The 19,497-nt window shown below is 47.5% G+C and carries 12 protein-coding genes; 3 read left to right on the top strand and 9 right to left on the bottom strand.

What is annotated here, in order from left to right:
- Positions 1–18 precede the first annotated feature (18 nt).
- The 7 genes from EA408_10945 to EA408_10915 all read right to left on the bottom strand — a co-directional run bounded on the left by EA408_10945 (position 19) and on the right by EA408_10915 (position 10,734).
- Complete coding sequence (locus tag EA408_10945) at positions 19–1,968, bottom strand: LysM peptidoglycan-binding domain-containing protein (GenBank protein ID TVR70586.1); 1,950 nt, start codon at positions 1,966–1,968, stop codon at positions 19–21.
- Positions 1,969–2,058: 90 nt separating this feature from the next.
- Complete coding sequence (locus EA408_10940; GenBank protein ID TVR70585.1) at positions 2,059–2,514, bottom strand: rubrerythrin; 456 nt, start codon at positions 2,512–2,514, stop codon at positions 2,059–2,061.
- Between the two features lie 74 nt (positions 2,515–2,588).
- On the bottom strand, positions 2,589–6,293 hold the full coding sequence (locus EA408_10935) for a hypothetical protein (protein TVR70584.1): 3,705 nt from the start codon (positions 6,291–6,293) through the stop codon (positions 2,589–2,591).
- A gap of 70 nt (positions 6,294–6,363) precedes the next feature.
- On the bottom strand, positions 6,364–8,142 hold the full coding sequence (locus EA408_10930) for an NADH-quinone oxidoreductase subunit NuoF (GenBank protein ID TVR70583.1): 1,779 nt from the start codon (positions 8,140–8,142) through the stop codon (positions 6,364–6,366).
- A 15-nt stretch (positions 8,143–8,157) separates the two neighbouring features.
- Complete coding sequence (nuoE, locus tag EA408_10925; protein ID TVR70582.1) at positions 8,158–8,688, bottom strand: NADH-quinone oxidoreductase subunit NuoE; 531 nt, start codon at positions 8,686–8,688, stop codon at positions 8,158–8,160.
- A 40-nt stretch (positions 8,689–8,728) separates the two neighbouring features.
- Positions 8,729–9,676 (bottom strand): phosphoribosylaminoimidazolesuccinocarboxamide synthase, encoded by a 948-nt coding sequence (locus tag EA408_10920; GenBank protein ID TVR70581.1) that lies wholly within the window; start codon positions 9,674–9,676, stop codon positions 8,729–8,731.
- Positions 9,677–9,786: 110 nt separating this feature from the next.
- Positions 9,787–10,734 (bottom strand): PhoH family protein, encoded by a 948-nt coding sequence (locus tag EA408_10915; GenBank protein ID TVR70580.1) that lies wholly within the window; start codon positions 10,732–10,734, stop codon positions 9,787–9,789.
- A 24-nt stretch (positions 10,735–10,758) separates the two neighbouring features.
- Here EA408_10915 and EA408_10910 point away from each other — a divergent pair, with 24 nt between their 5' ends.
- Complete coding sequence (locus EA408_10910) at positions 10,759–11,631, top strand: hypothetical protein (protein ID TVR70579.1); 873 nt, start codon at positions 10,759–10,761, stop codon at positions 11,629–11,631.
- A gap of 22 nt (positions 11,632–11,653) precedes the next feature.
- Positions 11,654–12,442 carry a nucleoside triphosphate pyrophosphohydrolase gene (locus EA408_10905; protein TVR70578.1) on the top strand — a complete coding sequence of 263 codons (789 nt, stop codon included), beginning with the start codon at positions 11,654–11,656 and terminating at the stop codon, positions 12,440–12,442.
- Here the strand turns inward: EA408_10905 and pckA are convergent.
- Complete coding sequence (pckA, locus tag EA408_10900; protein ID TVR70614.1) at positions 12,434–14,059, bottom strand: phosphoenolpyruvate carboxykinase (ATP); 1,626 nt, start codon at positions 14,057–14,059, stop codon at positions 12,434–12,436. The genes EA408_10905 and pckA overlap by 9 nt on opposite strands.
- Before the next feature lie 218 nt (positions 14,060–14,277).
- Positions 14,278–17,007: a pyruvate, phosphate dikinase gene (locus EA408_10895; protein ID TVR70577.1), complete on the bottom strand. Its 2,730-nt coding sequence runs from the start codon at positions 17,005–17,007 to the stop codon at positions 14,278–14,280.
- Between the two features lie 226 nt (positions 17,008–17,233).
- On the opposite strand from EA408_10895, the gene EA408_10890 reads away from it, so the two are divergent.
- The gene (locus EA408_10890) at positions 17,234–19,411 is read left to right on the top strand and encodes a S9 family peptidase (GenBank protein TVR70576.1); all 2,178 of its coding nucleotides are present in this window, start codon (positions 17,234–17,236) and stop codon (positions 19,409–19,411) included.
- Positions 19,412–19,497: the final 86 nt, after the last annotated feature.

Here is a 19,497-nt window from a genome sequence, read left to right as displayed (position 1 = left end):
TACTCACGACCGGTAATATCATGGTGTCCTGGCATTAAGTCCGAGCCTTTCAATATTCATATCCTTACGGTACCTGACAATGGAGATGCCGTTGTTTTCAAGACCACTTCCGTGGCCTGTCTTACGAAACAGATAGTCAGCCTGCAACAGATCGGTTCGCATTACAGGCAGACAATCCCGGAAGTCCGGTCCGTATCTCTTCATCGCCTGCAGGAAGTAGAACATAATATCATAACCATGAAATCCGTAATGTAAAGGCTCGGTTTTATACTTATCCCTGAACAGGGCGAGGAAACGTCTGACATTCGGGTCGCCATAATCAATATAGTAGGGTGATGCAAAATGAAACTCCATATTATGGAGGTACTCCACCTCTATATTGGAAAACCTCTGCCATTCATTCATGCCGAATATAGTGATATCATAGTTCCTGCTAAGGATATTCAGCCTCATCAGTATATTTGAGACAAAAGCCTGGTCGGTTGAAGGCACAATAATAATATTGCTGCCCTCAGTGACAAGCGACTGCTCAATATTAACGGTGGCATCGGTGTAGATAACCTCCTTAAAGACCAGGTTCTCGAAGTTAGAATTGTAGGAAAAATGCCTGAAGATGCTGCTTTTGAAATCTTCAATAAGAACTCCTTCCCATGGATCATCCCTATGGATCAATACAAAATTGGATGAGGGAAAGTTGGAGATGAAGATGGAAGCCTGCTCAAACACGGAGGCAGATGAGGGCGTAACCTGAAAAAGATATGGATTATCTGAAATAAACTCCCTCCTTGAGGTAAGGGGGGATACAATATTGACCCTGTTATCCCTGGCCCATTCAGATACTATTCTCATATTTTCCGGGTAAACCGGTCCGATCACAAGGTCACTCTGTCTGAATTCCCTGTCTTTCAGGATTTCGCTGACTTTTTCGGTGCTGCGTTCCGTATCGTACACATTAAGAACTACCGAAAGTCCGGCACGGACAAGAGAGTCAACGGCAAGCCTTGCACCTTCATAAAACTCCAGGAAAGGAACTGTACCTTGGTAAAGTTCATCAACGGAAAGCACATATTCAGGATAGAGGTCGGCAGCTTCTTCCATATCGACTGTATCAGGCAGCTCCACCGGCCAGTTCCTCTCAAGATATAGTGGCAGGAGAAGGGATACCCGATAGGGCCTCCCGTATTCTTCATATTCAAAACCAATACAGGCAGCATCACTTACAATTTCCGGGTCATACAGATCAGGCTGCCATGGATCGTCTGGCAGCTCGTCGGCCAGAACATCAGTATCGGCAGGAGGCTCCTCCTCATCGACAGTATACCTGGGAATTCTGATATATTCGCCGTATTTAAGTCCCCACATCAGTTTTTCATTTGAACGGCGTATATCTCTGGCGGGCACATCGTAAAGGCGCGAAATGGAAGAGATTGTCTCTCCTCTTTCTACTTTATGGTGAATATATTTATCGTCACGTGTAGGAAACCCCTCTCTGGAAATAAAGACCCTTTTCGAGGGAATTCTTACAATCTGGTTTATCTGCAGGTCGTCCTCATCAATGCCGGGGTTATGTTTTTTTATCTCATCAACACCCACGTCGTAGGTTCGGGACAGGAAGAAAAGCGTCTGCCCCGGCTCAATTGTATGCAGTATATAGTCGCCTCCCGGGTCATGATCAACAACTTCTTCTTCTGGCTCGGGACGGAAGGGAATCTTAAGCGTCTGTCCCGCCTGCAGGTCTGTGACATACAGCGTGGGGTTTTCCAGCATAAGCTCCTTTTGCGGAACATTATATACACGGCTTATCGAATAAAGTGTCTGGCCCGTTTTGACAACGTGGATATAGTAAACTTCCCCTCCTATGACGATCCTGTCATCCGACCTGGTCACTTCTACCGGTTCTGTTTGTGCATTAACCCCGGCATGAAACAGGATGCCGCAAATAATAATTAAAAAATATTTTATAAACATACGGTAGAATATTATCTTTCAGGGGCTGATCATATACAACCGGACAAAATTACTAAATCAATGCAAAAGTGGAACAGTTTTGACACTATATTAATTATCCCTGAGTACATATTCATCGTATTCCAGCTCAAAACGCAGCTTATGCTTCGATTCTTCAATGGCAAGTGACAAAAAAAGTGATTTCATATCCTGATCCGGTGCTCGTTCAGAGAGGTCCATATAGAGCTTGAATGCCGCCTTCTCCCTTTTCATAGCAAGAACCAATGCGTCACTATAGCTCATTTCAGGAGAGGGCTTTATGCTGACAAGATAATCAGCAATCTGCAAATCGGGTACATCCTCAGGCTCCATTTTATAAAGTCCCTGGTCGCGAACCTCAGTAAGCCTGACCTTATGTCCGATCTCCTCCCTCGCAAACTGCTCGAATACCTGTTTCATATCGGGTGTGAGGGAATTTCTGGCAAGCTGTTTGTAAAAATCGACTGCATCCTGCTCAAGGCTTATTGCAAAGTCGAGTATTTCATCTATGGTGCTGAACTGCTTCATAGCCGTTGATTTTTGTTATTGCAGTTGTAACGGACAACATACAATGATAACCAATAAAACTGTCAATATCAAGTTCAAACCTGGTTGCGGAATGCATCCTTATACTCCTTATCAAAACGTTTGACAAGGTAGTCACAACCGTGACTGAACATCAAGTTTGCGTTATCCCCGTTAGTTGTCCGTAACTGATAAGGTCCGGGAGCTCTGCAACATGAGAGAACTGAAAAGATCTCATTCCTGATCTCTTCGGGACTTCTACCGTTTTTTATGCCAAGATGATCCATAAGCGAGATCAACTGCATCCAGCCTGGATATTTTCCGGGTGGATCAAAGAATTTTTCAAACTGCTGGATCACCTTGCCTGTATTGCTGTATGTCCCGCCTGTCTCAGCCGGTAAGGATGCAGGCAGAACAAGGTCGGCCATTTCTGCCGTTTCACTCATGAAATAATCCTGGACCATGGTAAAACCGGCAGATGACAGCCACTTACCGGTCCGGTTCCGGTCAACAGCACATCCAAGCGGATCTTCACCAAAAATGAACAGGTTCTTCAGCGCTCCGGAATCGAGCATCCGGATCAGATCATTTTCCCTGGCACCAGGTATCCGGTCCAATCCCCATATCCCGGCAATATGAGCCTCCGCTTCGCTGGAAAACTGACCGGCCGAGCCCGGCAGTATTCCGGGGAATACACCCATATCAAACAGGCCCTGTGAGTTGTTCTTCTCCTTAAGGGCTAACAGCCCCATGGATATCTTTCCAAGTTTACCGGTAATCATTGCCAAATTCAGGAGTTCAAGGCAGACAGCATCGGAGACCTCGCATTCCTGGAAGATGATAATGGCATTGGTCTCTTTATTATAAGTTTGCGCAAACTCCTCGAAACTGTCAATGCTGCTTAAACCGGTTTCCCTGAATATGTCAGCGAAGTCCTCTGAAAGGAGTTCTTCCCTGTACTTGTCGAAACCGGTACAATTGTCATTGATGTAAAGCCTGTTCTCCATTCCCCTGTCAAGGTAATAATGGCTCAGGGCTTTCACAAAATGATAATATGACGCAATTCTCCAAACCCTGTCTACCTTATATTCCATAGGAGATGAGCTTTGTGTCGTGATAAACTCAACAGGAACACCCTTAACCTTACGTAACCTGTTAACCGTGAAGCCGGGCACCGGGTTGCCGGCACCCGGATCAGCCCCCAAAAGATATATCCTGGAGGCCCCGTCCAGTTGATCAATGGGGGTGGCAACATCTGCAGCATACCTGTAGCCTGTTCCCCGTCCAAGGTAATGAAAGCTGCCTGTATTGCCTGTACCTGCCCCGGCCCTCGCCAGCTTCTGTATAAGATAGAGCTCTTCATTGGAAAGCCTGGCTCCGCCAAAAAACGCGCTTTCTCCGGGTGATGACTCCCTGATCTTTTGAGCGGCCAGGCTGATAGCCTTTTCAAAGGAGACGGGAATAAACCTTCCGTTTTCCCTGAGCAGAGGTGTTTTTATCCTGCTACTGTCGTTGATGTACCTGTAACCAAACATCGCATACCTGCAAATATTGCCATCGTCGTTAACCTCACCCCTGGCGCCGGTCACCCTCATAACAAATCCCGACCTGTGGTGAAGGATAATCTTGCAGCCGACAGAGCAATAATTGCAGATTGTGCGGACTGTATCCCATTTCAGGGGAGATGGCTTAAAGGGCACATTTTCGGTTATAGCGCCGGTCGGGCAGGTTGAAATGCAGAGTCCGCAAGAATCACACCTGGTATCAGTAAGAGAGTTGCCCAGGGCCGGAGCAACATATGTGCTGAAACCCCTTTGAACCAGTCCCAATGCATTTGCCCCGGCAAGCTCATTGCAGATGCGAACACATCTTGCACACAGGATACATTTATTGTTGTCCAGTTCTATATAGGGATGTGAATAATCGGGTTCATCATCCCGGAATGATCCTCCATATATGTTCTGTCCGGCTCCGTATTCATCGGACAGGCGCCTGAGCTCACAGGCATATAATTCCGTGCATCCGCACTCCATACATCGCGCCGTTTCTCTCAGGGCTACCTCATCACTCTCATAACCAAGCTCCACCTCATCAAAATTATTCCGCTTGTCGGCCGGAAGAACAGGCATTTCCTGCCTCTGTTGTTTTATATAACGGTTTTCTAACATCCCCGCTGTTACCTCTTTCATATTCTCTTTCCTGCTCAAAAACTCCGGCTTAACGGGTTCAACAGGCAAGCCTGTAAGGTACTGGTGGCATCCTGTTGCTGCAGTACGAGCCTGTGCAACGGCCTCTATTATGGTCGCCGGTCCCGTAACCCCGTCTCCGGCAGCAAAAACCGAATGGATACCTGTCTGTAAAGTACCAGGATCAGCTACAATATCGCCCCACCTGTTAACTTCCAGCTTTCCTTCAGCAGCATGGCTGTTGACATCCTCAAGGAAATCCACATCTGTCTTTTGTCCTATTGCGGCAAGTATGTAGTCAACCTCGACCTCAAACTCAGATCCTTTAACCGGCACCGGACGCCTGCGCCCGGAATCGTCGGGTTCTCCCTGCTTCATCCTGATACACGTAACAGACCTGACAACGCCATCATCATTCTTGTTGACCGACACCGGATTTGACAGAAACATATATTCAACCCCCTCAACCTTTGATTCATGTATCTCGATCGGATTGGCCGGCATCTCCTTTTCAGTGCGCCTGTAGATAACATAAACTTTCTCAGCCCCACACCTGACCGATGTCCTGCAGCAGTCCATCGCAGTATTTCCGCCTCCGACCACTGCAACTTTCTTTCCTGTGAAATCATAACGCTGGCCGGTCATTTCCATATTGCGAAGGAAATCTATGCCTGAGAAAACACCCTCGGCTTCTTCGCCCCGGCAACCAAGGAGAGTTCCGCGTTGCGATCCGATGGTAATTATGAGTGCATCATATTTATCCCTGATTTCGCCATAGCTGAGATCAGCACCAAACCTGCGGTTGACAAATATCTCAGCGCCAAGCCCTGTTATTGCATCCACCTCCTTCTGAATGATATCATTGGGCAGGCGGTATTCGGGTATACCGTAACGCAGCCATCCGCCGGGATGGGGATTTGCCTCGTAGATGTCACACTTATGGCCTTTGCGCTGCAGGAACCATGCAGCAGAAAGTCCGCCCGGACCGGCACCAATTATGGCTACTTTCTTACCGGTCGGTTCGGGAATATCAGGCATCCAGGGTGAAGGTGATCCCATATCACGGTCAGATGCAAAACGCTTGAGGTAATCTATACCCACTGCTGATCCCTCATCGAGCAGGTTGCGCCGGCATGCAACCTCACAGGGCCTGACACAAACGCGACCGCATATTGCTGTAAGGGGGTTGACCTCCCTGATAAGCGCTACCGCCTCAGAATATAGCCCCTTTTCGATAAGAGAGATATAACCCTGTACATCAACGCCGGCCGGACAGGTTTGCGTGCACGGCGCAAGGCAATCAGCGTAATGATTACTCAGCAGAAGGTCCAGTGACGTTTTCCGGGATTTTTGCACTTTCGGGCTGTCGGTTGATATAACCATACCCTCAGTGATCCTTGTGGAGCAGGCTGGCTGCAAACCCCGTCCTCCCTCCACCTCCACAACGCATACGTAGCATGATGAAAAAGGTACCAGCCTGCGGTCATGGCAGAGAGAGGGTATTTTTATACCGTTCCGCCCCGCAAGCTCCATGATCGTTTCACCAGGATTGCCGGTTAATGTCTTTTCATTGATTATGATGTTGATCTGCTCCATCTTAAAAACCCGAATAGTAATATAAAAGTAAGATAAATGTCCCTTTCAGGCCGGATATGCACACAGTTAATCAGTTGACAGTTATTGCTTCGAAACGGCACTTTGAATAACATATGCCGCAACGGGTGCAAATATCCTGATCTATGAAATGAACCTGCTTTCGTTCACCTGATATGGCATCAACGGGACAATTCCTGGCACAGACAGTACATCCGGTACAGTTAGTTACGTTTACTTCATACCTCAGCAACTGCTTGCAGACTTTTGCAGGACATTTTTTCATGTTTATGTGTGCCTCATATTCATCCCTGAAATACCTGATTGTGGTAAGCACGGGGTTAGGCGCCGTCTGTCCCAGTCCGCATAACGAACCCTCTTTGATCTGCTCAGCCAGCTCCTCAAGCTTGCCGATGTCATCCTTTTCTCCGGAACCTTTGGTGATCCGTTCCAGTATCTCCAGCATCCTCATGGTCCCGATCCGGCAGAATGTGCATTTTCCGCAGGATTCCCTGGCGGTAAAATCAAGAAAGAACCGTGCAATATCAACCATGCAGGTAGTTTCGTCCATCACAACCATACCCCCGGAACCCATAATTGCACCTGTGGCATTTACCGATTCATAGTCAACCGGAGTGTCTGCCAGCCATGCAGGGATACAGCCGCCTGACGGACCGCCGAGTTGAACTGCCTTGAAGTTTTTGTCGCCCGGGATGCCACCACCCAGTCCAAACACTATATCCTTTATGGTTATCCCCATAGGCACCTCTACAAGGCCCCCATGCCTTATCTTCCCGGCAAGGGCAAAAACCTTTGTGCCCTTGCTCTTCTCAGTACCGTATGCTGCATACCTGGATGCACCTTCAGATATGATCCACGGTATGCTGGCAAAAGTTTCGACATTATTGATGTTTGTAGGTTTTTTCCATAGCCCCGATTCAGCGGGGAAGGGAGGCCTCTTGCCCGGCATACCCCGGAAGCCCTCCACGGAGGCTATCAGTGCAGTCTCCTCACCGCACACAAAAGCGCCGGCACCCTCCTTTACCGATATATCAAAGTTTATACCTCCATGCCCAAGTATGCCCTTACCAAGGTATCCCCTGTCCCTTGACTGGTTTATTGCAATATCCAGCCGCCTGAGCGCCAGGGGGTACTCTGCACGGCAATAAATAATACCGGCCGAAGCTTCAACGGCCAGTGCAGCTATTATCATACCCTCAATAACCGAGTGGGGATCTCCTTCAAGCAGTGACCGGTCCATAAAAGCACCCGGATCGCCCTCATCTGCATTGCATATCACAAATTTTTCAGACGATTTGTTGTCGTGGGTAAATTTCCATTTCAGTCCGGTCGGGAACCCCCCTCCTCCCCTGCCACGTAACCCGCTGGCTGTCACTTCTTTTATTATGGAAAGGGGACTTAACTTGCCGGTTATGATCTTTCTCAAAGCCTCATATCCGCCACGTGCTTCATAGTCACCTATCCTTTCGGGATCTATCCTGCCACAGTTACGCAGGGCTATCTTAACCTGGTTTTTGAAAAACCTGCTGTCGGGAGTATCATAGAGATCGGTGCATACAATGTAATCGCTTACTGGATTGCCGTTTGCTACATGGTTGTTGAGCAGTTCAACAGCCCTGTCCTCATCGATCCCGCCATAAAGGTACCAGCCTGTCTCATCAATAATCTCAACGAGAGGTTCGCGGTAGCACATTCCCGAACAGCTTGTCCGCGAAAGCGAAAAATCCATGTTCTCCGCCTCCTTAAGTGACCTTATCACTTCATACACTTTCCCGGCGCCGGCGGCAATGCCGCAGCTGCCAAGCCCTACTATTACCTTAGGTTTAGTCATTTTGAGCGACAATTATCAAACAGGCAGTTCTTTTTCATCGATTCTGATATTTTTAATAACCCTTACAGCATCCTTGCCCGTTAGCTTACCATAGGTATCCTCACCAATCATCATTACCGGGGCCAGTGAGCAGCATCCCAGGCAGGCAACTGATTCAAGGGTGAACAATCCGTCTTTGGTAGTACCACCGTCTTTTACATTCAGGGCCTCCTCCAGCGCTCCGGTGATCTCCCCGGCACTCTGAACATGACAGGCAGTACCATGGCAAACCCTGATAATGTGACGACCTACCGGTGACAACCTGAATTGGGCATAAAATGTAACAACTCCGTACATGTCACTCAGATTCAGGGCCAGCTCGTCAGACAACCTGAGAAAGGCTTCGCGGGGTATGTAGCCGAAAATCTTCTGTGTCTCCTGCAGAACCGGGATCATGATCCCTTTTTTACCTGAATACTTCCTTATCACTTCGTCAAGCAAAGTGGTGTCACATTTTCCATCCGTCACCAGATCCTGCCTCTTTATTTTTATTCTTTCAGCACGCATTATAAGGCCAGTTACATGACATGTATTTATAGCACAGAAATTAAAGACCTGCCAGGAAATCGAGTACGTTACTTTCTATCCTTGAAGGAATACCAGCAGATTTGGACGGAACAAACTTATCGCCGGTAATGCTTTCATACAATTCTATGTACCGTTGTGAAATCCTTTCAACGATCTCCCTGTTCATTTCGGGAACCTGCTGCCCCGCACGACCCTGGAAGCCTTTCTCAATAAGCCATTCCCTTACAAATTCCTTGGATAACTGCTTTTGGGGCTCGTCCCTGGCAAGTCTGTCTTCGTATCCTGCTGAATAGAAATACCTGGATGAATCGGGTGTATGGATCTCATCTATAAGGTATATTACGCCATCTTTTTTACCAAATTCATACTTGGTGTCTACGAGTATCAGCCCCTTATCGGCAGCCATCCGGGTACCGCGCTCAAAAAGCGCATATGTATACTCCTCAAGTTTACGGTAATCATCGGCCGAAACAAGTCCCTGACCTATAATCTCCTCTTTTGATATATCCTCATCATGACCCTCCATAGCCTTGGTGGTGGGAGTTAATATGGGCCGGGGGAATTTCTGATGCTCCTTCATGCCTTCCGGAAGCGGCACACCGCAGATAGACCGTTTGCCGGACCTGTATTCCCGCCATGCATGCCCGGTAAGATATCCCCTGATCACCATTTCTACCTTGAAAGGCTCTGCCAGGTGTCCCACCGTTACCATGGGATCAGGTGTGGCTATTTTCCAGTTTGGCAATATATCGGCGGTAGCATCCAGAAATCCTGAGGCTAACTGATTAAGCACCTGCCCCTTGTAAGGAATGCCTTCGGGCAGCACCACATCAAACGCAGAAATACGGTCAGTTACCACCATTACCAGGTAATTGTCATCAATATTGTACACATCCCTTACCTTTCCGACGTACAAACTTTTCTGGCCGGGAAAGTTAAAACTTGTTTTTACAATTGCTTCTGCCATGGAATTTAGTTATTTAATAAAATTATTCAACATTATATATTGCAACATCATTATAATATGTTATTTATACACAGATCAAATTCCGTGTGGAATATATTCCGGCAGGCGGTCTAATCCCCCCCGCCCTTATCATATGCTTTTACGATCAGCTTAACAAGGCGGTGCCTTATAATATCCCGTTCATCGAACCATACAACAGATAAACTATTAATATCCTTAAGTATCCTGAGTGCATAGGTCAAACCGCTTTTGCTCCTGTCAGGCAGGTCGATTTGCGTAATATCGCCTGTGACGATAAATTTTGCCGATTTTCCCATACGGGTCAGAAACATCTTAAGCTGACTGGTAGTGGCATTCTGCGCCTCATCCAGTATCACGGCAGCATTATCGAGCGTCCTGCCCCTCATATATGCAAGCGGAGCGATCTGAACAGTTCCGTCGGCAAGAAAATCCTTAAGCCTCCGCACCGGTATCATATCATTCAAGGCATCGTAAAGGGGCTGTAAATACGGGTCAAGTTTCTCCTTGACATCACCTGGCAGGAAGCCCAGATGCTCCCCGGCCTCGACGGCCGGCCTTGTAAGTATTATCTTCTTCACTTCCTTATTCCTGAATGCTCTTACAGCCAGGGCAATCGCCGTATAGGTCTTTCCAGTACCGGCAGGCCCTATGGCAAAAACCAGATCATTTTTAATAAACTCCCGGGCCAGCAGCCTCTGGTTAACCGTACGGGCTGAAATCAGCTTGCCGTGATTACCGTAAACAAGCACTCCTTCGGGGTCATCAGGTGCTGCCCGGGGTGGTTGCTCCCCCGCGAAGATCTGATCCAGATCGCTATCGGTCAGCTTATTGTATTTTTGGAGATGCTCAATAAGCAGATGGATCAAATCATCGAACCTGGCAATCTCCTCCTCATCGCCATAGACCCTGATCTCATTTCCCCTTGCTACAACCTTGAGCTTTGGAAATAAAGAAACGATCTTATCAAGGTGGGAGTTATTCACGCCATAGAGAAGAGCCGGCTCCACCCCTTCCAAATATATTAGCTGCTCGATCATTAATTTTGCAAATATTGCTTACTTTTGATACTTGCAAAAATAGTCAGTTTTTTCCATCTGCCTATACCCGGATCAACTAATGAAGGCAAAATAACAAGCTGCAGGATCGGTATGCCCATTGTAACTCTCACAACGGACTGGACAAAGGACGATTATTATACAGGCGCAATTAAAGGCCGTCTGTTGTCAGCCTGTCCCGGCCTGCAGATAGTTGATATAACCCACAGTATACCACCGTTCAACACTGCAAGAGCAGCATTTGTGGTTAAAAACTCCTATCACCACTTTCCCGCAGGCACAGTACACCTTATATGCGTCAACAGCGAGCCCTCAGCTGGTGAAGCTATAGTGGCGCTTAAATACGGGGAGCATTTCCTTATAGGTAACGACAACGGTATATTCGGGCTGATAATTAAAGACGAGCCCGAAGCGATTGTTGAACTGACTGCAGCAGAAAATGAATTACCGGGATTCATTTCCCTGGGAGTTTTTGTGAATGCGGCAAGCCGGTTGGTATCGGGTGTACCCCTTGAAGAGATAGGCATAAAACGTGAAAAGCTTGCCAGGAGTATCCCCCGCAGGGCAACAATTGACAAGGATGTAATTATAGGCAGTGTAATTTATATCGATTCCTACGAGAATGCCATAACGAATATAACCAAAGAACTGTACGACAGGATTGGGCGGGGCAGACAGTTTGAGATAGCGCTCCAGAGCAACCATTACAAATTAAACAGGATCAACAGGAACTACGGTGAAACGTCGGTCGGCGAACTACTGGTTCTTTTTAACTCGCTGGGGCTTCTGGAGGTTGCAATTAACCGTGGTAATGCTGCTGAACTGCTGAGCCTGAGCACCAGCTCAACAATACGGATCAAATTTTTTGAAAAAGAATGACATCAAACATTAACCCGGGTTTATGGAGAACCCAAACCATAACAACATGGATGAGAGACTAAAAGAATTTGAGAGACTCCTTGACATTATGGACGAGCTCAGGGAAAAATGTCCCTGGGACAGGGTTCAAACACTTGAAAGTCTTAGAAATCTGACTATTGAAGAGGCTTATGAGCTGTCAGAAGCAATTTCCAGAAATGATCTTGAAGATGTAAAAAAAGAGCTGGGAGATCTTCTGCTGCATATTGTTTTCTACTCAAAAATAGGGTCTGAACTGAAGGCATTTGATATTGACGATGTGCTCAAAAGTATCAATGACAAGCTTATTTACAGGCACCCGCACGTTTTTGGCGACACCGAAGTGGCAGACGAGAATGAGGTTAAAGAGAATTGGGAGCACCTTAAGATCAGGGAATCCAACAAAACTGTCCTATCAGGGGTTCCCGCAACACTGCCTGCGCTGATAAAGGCAAACAGGATACAGGATAAGGTAAAAGGCGTCGGATTTGACTGGGAGGAGAAACACCAGATATGGGATAAGGTTATGGAGGAACTGGGTGAACTCAGGGAGGAAATCAACCGGGCCGACAAAAATAAGACAGAGGCTGAGTTCGGCGACCTTTTCTTTTCCCTGGTGAATGCAGCCCGACTTTATGGCATTGATCCGGAGACCGCCCTCGAAAAGACCAACCAGAAATTCACCCGTCGCTTCAACTATCTGGAAAGCCAAACCATGGCCAAAGGGAAATCCCTCAAAGAAATGACCCTGGATGAGATGAATGTTATATGGGAAGAGGCAAAGTTAAAGTAATCGTGGACCGACACCCTCAAGACTTTTGCCCAGCGGTGTGTCTGTATATTTTTTAAAGTTTTCGACAAATTTCTCAGCCAGCGACCTGGATGCTTTGTCCCATTCAGCAGGATCGGGCCATGCATTCCTCGGATTGAGAAATCTGCTGTCCAGTCCCGGCACTCTTTTGGGTATAGCCAGCTTGAAAACGATTGTCTCCTCAAATTCGGCCTCATCAATTGATCCATCAAGGATAGCATCAATTATTGCCCTGGTAGCCGGAAGGTCAATTCTCTTTCCGGTTCCGTAGGGACCGCCTATCCAACCCGTATTAACCAGGTATGCGGTAGTTCCGTGCTGATCCATCTTGCGTACAAGCTCGAAAGCATACTTAGTTGGATGCAGCAGAAGGAAGGCAGCCCCGAAACATGCAGAGAAGGTTGGCTGAGGAGTTGAAACACCCCGTTCAGTACCGGCAAGCTTGGCAGTAAACCCGCTCAGGAAGTGGTACTGGGTTTGTTCCGGTGTCAGCTTTGCTACAGGGGGCAACACTCCAAAGGCATCGGCAGTTAGGAATATTACTTTTCTTGCATGGCCAGCCCTGGATACCGGCTTAACTATATTTTCAATATGGAATATGGGATATGAAACCCTGGTATTTTCAGTTTTGGATGCATCGCTGTAGTCAATCTCTCCTGTCTGCCCGTCAAAAACAACGTTTTCCAGCAGGGCATCCCTTTTTATGGCATCAAATATATCTGGCTCCTTTTCCCTGCTCAGCTTTATCGTTTTGGCATAACACCCTCCTTCAAAATTAAAAATACCGTTATCATCCCAGCCGTGCTCATCATCACCCACAAGCTCCCTTTTCGGGTCGGCCGACAAAGTCGTTTTACCGGTTCCCGACAATCCGAAAAACAAAGCAGTATCGCCTTCCTTGCCGACATTTGCGCTGCAGTGCATTGATGCTATATTCCTGAGAGGAAGATAATAGTTCATTACACTGAAAATACCCTTCTTCATCTCCCCTCCATACCATGTTCCCAGTATTACCGACATCCTCTCACCCAGATGAAATGCTGCTATCACTTCAGAATTAAGGCCCTGCTCCTTCCAATAAGGATTAACAGCCTTTGAGGCATTGAAAGTCACAAAATCGGGCTCAAACTCAGCCAGCTCCTCATCAGTTGGCCTGATGAACATATTCTTTACAAAGTGTGCCTGCCATGCCACTTCCATTATAAACCTGACTTTCAGCCTCGAGTCTTTATTAGCACCGCAAAAGCAGTCCATCACATATAGCTTTTTTCCTGAAAGCTGTTTAGTTGCAGTCTCCTTAACACTCTCCCATATATCAGGTGTTATCGGTTTGTTGTCATTTTTGTTACGTTCCCCTGTCCACCATACATTCTTTTCAGATGATGGCTCCTTTACAATATACTTGTCTTTTGGAGACCGGCCGGTAAACTCGCCGGTATCTACAGCCACAGAACCGGTATTGGTCACAAAACCTCTTTCGTATCCCGTCAGGGAAGGTTCCGTCTCGTGTTCGAAAAGTTCATCCCATGATGGGTTATGGTATATCTCCTTTACATCACTTATACCATATCTTGTAAGGTCCGGCAAATTATAACGCATACTTTCAGCCATATCTAATCCCTCCGATAGATGAAAAAATGCTAAAGTAATCATATGCGACATAAAAAAAAATGTTGCCCAACACACGCGCAGGGAGATCACAAAATCAAAAAATCCATGTATCACAGCAGGTATAAATATCAAAAACAACCAGGCACATATACAAAAAAGAGGCTGCACAACCGGCAGCCTCCCTTAATAATTCAGGTAGTGTGATACTATTTTTTATCCTTGATGGCAGCCTGTGCAGCGGCAAGACGTGCAATAGGCACGCGGAAAGGCGAACAGCTGACGTAGTCCATACCAACCTTGTGGCAGAATTCAACTGAATTGGGCTCACCACCATGCTCACCGCATATACCGATCTTAAGATCTTTCTTGGTTGAACGTCCCCTCTGAACACCCATCTCAACGAGCTGGCCCACACCTTCCTGGTCAAGTATCTCGAAAGGATCGTGTTTCAGGATGCCATTTTTCACGTAAACTTCAAGAAATTTCCCTGCATCATCACGTGAATAGCCAAATGCCATCTGGGTAAGGTCATTGGTGCCGAATGAGAAGAAATCGGCCGATTCTGCAACCTTATCAGCTGTAAGGCAGGCCCTTGGTATCTCCATCATTGTTCCTACCAGGTATTCAACCTTGTCGCCATACTCTTCGAATACTTTCTCTGCTGTATCACGAACCAGTTGTTCCTGCAGTTTTAGTTCCTGCTGGGTACCTATAAGGGGTATCATGATCTCGGGCAGTGTTTTAATTCCCTTTTTCTTCAGGTTCAGTGCAGCTTCGATAATGGCCCTTGCCTGCATCTCGGTTATCTCAGGATAGGTTATTCCAAGACGGCAGCCACGGTGTCCGAGCATCGGGTTGAACTCATGAAGCGAGTCAACGGCGGATTTTACCTCTTCAGGTGTGATACCGAGCTTGTCAGCCATCTCTTTTTGATTCTTCTCTTCATGGGGAACAAACTCGTGCAAAGGAGGATCAAGCAAACGTATGGTAACCGGAAGATCCTGCATTGCCTCAAATACACCTTCAAAATCCTCACGCTGAATAGGAAGCAGTTTCTCAAGTGCCTTGCGGCGACCCGCTTCATCCTTTGCAAGTATCATTTCACGCATTGGCCATATGCGTTCGCCTTCAAAGAACATATGCTCTGTACGGCAAAGTCCGATACCCTTTGCGCCGAAATTCCTTGCAACGGTTGAATCTTTGGGTGTATCGGCGTTAGTACGAACACTCATTCTTGTATGCTTCTCTGCAAGGTCCATAAGTTGTCCGAAATAACCACTCACTTCAGGATCAATAGTGGCTATTTTACCTTCATATACCTCTCCTGTTGTACCGTTCAGTGAAATCCAGTCGCCTTCCTTGTAAACCTTTCCATCAATAGTCATGGTACGGTCCTTGTAGCTGATCTTGATAGCACCTGCACCTGCAACACAGCATTTTCCCATACCCCGGGCAACAACTGCAGCGTGTGAAGTCATGCCGCCACGTGCAGTAAGGATACCCCTTGCAAGGTTCATACCCTTAAGGTCTTCGGGTGAAGTCTCAACACGTACCAAAAGAACGTCTTTGCCTTCCTGACTCCACGTTTCGGCATCGTCGGCAAAAAACACTACCTGGCCAGTTGCAGCACCTGGTGAAGCAGGTAAACCCTTGGCCAGAACATTTGCTCCGGAAATGGCATTCTTGTCAAATACAGGGTGAAGAAGCTCATTCAGCTTGTTGGGCTCACAGCGCAGAAGAGCAGTTTTCTCATCAATCTGCCCGTCTTTCAGCATATCTATGGCAATCTGAACCATGGCAAATCCGGTACGCTTACCGTTTCGTGTCTGCAGCATCCAAAGCTTACCTTCCTGTATAGTGAACTCAAGGTCCTGCATATCTTTGTAATGGTCTTCCAGCTTCTGCTGGTACTCCATCAGCTCTTCAAAGATTTCGGGCATCAACTCTTCAAGCGACGGATATGTCTCTTTCCTCTCCTCCTCTGAAACTTTGGCCAGTTTTGCCCAGCGCTTCGAACCCTCTAGTGTTATCTGGCGCGGAGTACGTGTTCCGGCAACAACATCCTCACCCTGAGCATCGATCAGGTATTCTCCGTTGAAAATATCCTCGCCGGTGGCAGCATCGCGGGTAAAAGCAACACCCGTACCCGATGTTTGTCCCATATTACCATAAACCATGGCCTGCACGTTAACAGCAGTACCCCATTCTGCCGGAATATCATGCATCATCCTGTAGTACTCGGCACGCGGGTTATTCCAGCTTTCGAACACGGCTATAATCCCGCCCCATAGCTGCTCCCACGGATCGGTCGGGAAGTCCCTGCCGGTGCTCTCCCTTACCAGCACCTTGAAGCGCTTAACCAACTCCTGAAAATCTTCCGTCGTGAGATCTGCGTCATGCTCTATACCTTTTGCCTCCTTAATCTCGTCAATTATCTCCTCGAAAGGATCTTCATCCCCTTCGTGAGTATATTTCATCTCCATAACAACATCCCCGTACATCTGGATAAAACGGCGATAGCTGTCCCATACAAATCTTGGATTATTCGTTTTCTTTATCAACCCCTTTACAGCGTCATCATTAAGACCCAGGTTAAGAACGGTATCCATCATACCTGGCATCGATGCCCTGGCGCCTGAACGCACTGAAAGAAGGCACGGATTCTCAAGATCTCCGAATTTTGCACCCATAATATCCTCAACATACTTAACTGCAGCCTCTACCTCCTCTTTGAGAAGTTCAACAATCTTTTCCCTGCCTACTTCATTATATTCGGTACATGCATCAGTGGTAATTGTAAACCCGGGAGGGACCGGAACCCCGATCAGATTCATCTCGGCAAGGTTCGCGCCTTTGCCTCCCAGAAGGTTCTTCATACTGGCATTACCTTCAGCTTTTTTGTCCCCAAAGGTGTAAACACGTTTTGTTTTTGTCATTGTTAATTGATTTTTAATAAATTATAAAATAAAACACATTGTTTTTTGCAAAAATTGACCCAAAAATAAGAAAAAAAAACCAATTCTCCGGGAGAACCCATATTATCGTATCTTAAAATTCGCAAAAAAACAGTAGGTTTATGGTCCCTTGAGGCAAGGGATAACCATTCCGCTATATCTTTACAAATCAGCGTTCTTGGAATTTCAACCTTAAAATATTCATATCATGTTCAAATTCATTTCACTTCTGCTTATAACACTTATTACCCTTTCGGGGAACAGCACGGCCTCAGGCTCCGGCAACAGGGAAATAACACTTGACGACATCTACAGGCACGGCACCTTTTCAGCCCGCACTGTAAGCGGATTAAGGTCGATGAATGACGGCATCCACTACACCACCATGGAAGGTGGAACCACCATCAGGAAGTTCAGCTACAGGACCGGAGAGGAGGTTGAGGTTATCTTCTCTGTAGACCAGCTTCCCGGCAATGAATTCAGCTCATTCAATAATTATGAATTTTGCAGCGATGAGAGGCTTATTCTCTTCACTACCGGGCGTGAGCAGATCTACCGCCACTCTTTCCGGGCCGATTTCTTTATATGGAACATTGAGCAGGAGACCGTCACGCCTCTGTCCCCTCTGGGCAAGACACAGCTTGCAACATTCTCGCCCGATGGCAGGAGGGTGGCATTTGTCTTTGAAAACAATTTGTATTTCAAAGACCTGGAGAGCAACCGCGAGGTACAGGTCACAACCGACGGTAAGGAGAATGAGATCATAAACGGGGCACCCGACTGGGTTTATGAGGAGGAGTTCAGCTTCAACAAGGCCTTCGCATGGTCGCCCGACAGCCGTAAACTTGCCTTTTACCGCTTCGACGAGAGCCATGTAAAGATGTTCAACATGACCATCTACGGCGGCCTCTACCCGCACTGGTACCAGTTCAAGTACCCCAAGGCGGGCGAAGAGAATGCGCTGGTGACAATTCATGTATACGACATACATGAAGGCAGCTTCACAGAGATGGATATTGGGGAGGAGACCGACCAGTATATCCCGCGCATAAAATGGACCCGGGATCCGTCAAAGCTGGCCATTTACAGGTTGAACAGGCTCCAGAACCATATAGAGGTACTTCTGGCCGATGCCGTAACCGGTAATTCTGAAGTTTTGTGGGAGGAGACCAACCGGTATTTCATAAGGGAGACTTCCGACAATATGATAACTTTCCTGGAAGACGGCAAGCACTTTCTCGTTATGAGCGAGAGAAGCGGATGGATGCATTTTTACCTGTATGACATGAACGGCAGGTTCCTGAACGCGGTTACATCGGGCGAATGGGAGGTGGACCGGTTTACCGGCATCGATCACGGCAACGGGGTCCTTTACTACAGCTCGTCGGAGACTTCCCCGCTGCAGCGGAATGTTTACAGCATTTCACTGAACGGCAGGAACAAAAGGAGGCTAACGCCAGAGGACGGCACCAACAACGCAGTGTTCAGCAACGGTTTCAGATACTATATCAACTACCACAGCGATGCCAACACACCGGCAAATATCACATTGCATGATGATAGCGGAGAGCTGATAAGAGTTCTGGAGGACAACAGCAGGCTGAAAGAGGTGACGGCGGAGTACGGGTTCAGCAAAAAGGAGTTTTTTACCTTCACCACATCAGAAGGAATTGACCTCAACGGCTATATAATCAAACCGCCTGACTTCGATGAGAACAGGGAGTACCCGCTTTTCATGTATGTGTATGGCGGGCCCGGCCACCAGGCTGTCAGGGATTCCTACACGGCAGGTGCCTGGTACCAGATGCTGGCTCAGAAAGGTTACGTGATCGTCTGCGTCGACAACCGGGGCACGGGTGCACGTGGCGAGGAATTCATGAAGTCCACATACCTGCAGCTTGGAAAATATGAAACCATAGATCAGATCGAGGCGGCAAAATACATGGGGGCAAAAAGCTGGATAGATGAATCGCGCATAGGTATTTTCGGATGGAGCTACGGTGGCTACATGGTGGGCCTCTGTCTTACCAAAGGTGCTGATGTATTCAAGCTGGGGGTTTCGGGCGCACCTGTAACCAACTGGCGGTTCTACGACACCATATACACCGAACGGTACATGAGGACGCCACAGGAGAATGCTGACGGATACGATGATAATTCGCCTATAAACCACGTGGATAAGCTGAATGGCCATTTCATGATCATCCACGGCACTGCCGACGACAACGTGCATCTTCAGAACACCATCGAGATGGTGGACAGGATGATCGCTGCCGGCAAGCATTTCGAGCTGCTGCTCTACCCCAACCACAGTCACGGGATAAGGGGCAATGCCGCACAGCACATGTACGAGAGGATAACGGACTTTGTACTTGAAAACCTTTAATGCCGGAGGCTGGCGCCAGGTTCCTGGGGGAGCTTGTACCACATAATGGTTGCTGAGTGCCGGGGGCCGGCGATATGACGCCGGGT

Source organism: Marinilabiliales bacterium (genome assembly GCA_007695015.1).
Taxonomy (GTDB): domain Bacteria; phylum Bacteroidota; class Bacteroidia; order Bacteroidales; family PUMT01; genus PXAP01.
The sequence above is the reverse complement of the archived record's forward strand: the minus strand, read 5'-3'. Positions and strand labels throughout refer to the sequence as shown.

Coding starts and splice junctions, on each gene's coding strand:
- nuoE (TVR70582.1), bottom strand. CDS start 8,688: ATGCGTGCTGAAAGAATAAAAATAAAGAGGCAGGATCTGGTGACGGAT.
- EA408_10915 (TVR70580.1), bottom strand. CDS start 10,734: ATGATCGAGCAGCTAATATATTTGGAAGGGGTGGAGCCGGCTCTTCTC.
- EA408_10930 (TVR70583.1), bottom strand. CDS start 8,142: ATGACTAAACCTAAGGTAATAGTAGGGCTTGGCAGCTGCGGCATTGCC.
- EA408_10895 (TVR70577.1), bottom strand. CDS start 17,007: ATGACAAAAACAAAACGTGTTTACACCTTTGGGGACAAAAAAGCTGAA.
- EA408_10890 (TVR70576.1), top strand. CDS start 17,234: ATGTTCAAATTCATTTCACTTCTGCTTATAACACTTATTACCCTTTCG.
- EA408_10935 (TVR70584.1), bottom strand. CDS start 6,293: ATGGAGCAGATCAACATCATAATCAATGAAAAGACATTAACCGGCAAT.
- EA408_10905 (TVR70578.1), top strand. CDS start 11,654: ATGGAGAACCCAAACCATAACAACATGGATGAGAGACTAAAAGAATTT.
- EA408_10940 (TVR70585.1), bottom strand. CDS start 2,514: ATGAAGCAGTTCAGCACCATAGATGAAATACTCGACTTTGCAATAAGC.
- EA408_10920 (TVR70581.1), bottom strand. CDS start 9,676: ATGGCAGAAGCAATTGTAAAAACAAGTTTTAACTTTCCCGGCCAGAAA.
- pckA (TVR70614.1), bottom strand. CDS start 14,059: ATGCGTTATAATTTGCCGGACCTTACAAGATATGGTATAAGTGATGTA.
- EA408_10945 (TVR70586.1), bottom strand. CDS start 1,968: ATGTTTATAAAATATTTTTTAATTATTATTTGCGGCATCCTGTTTCAT.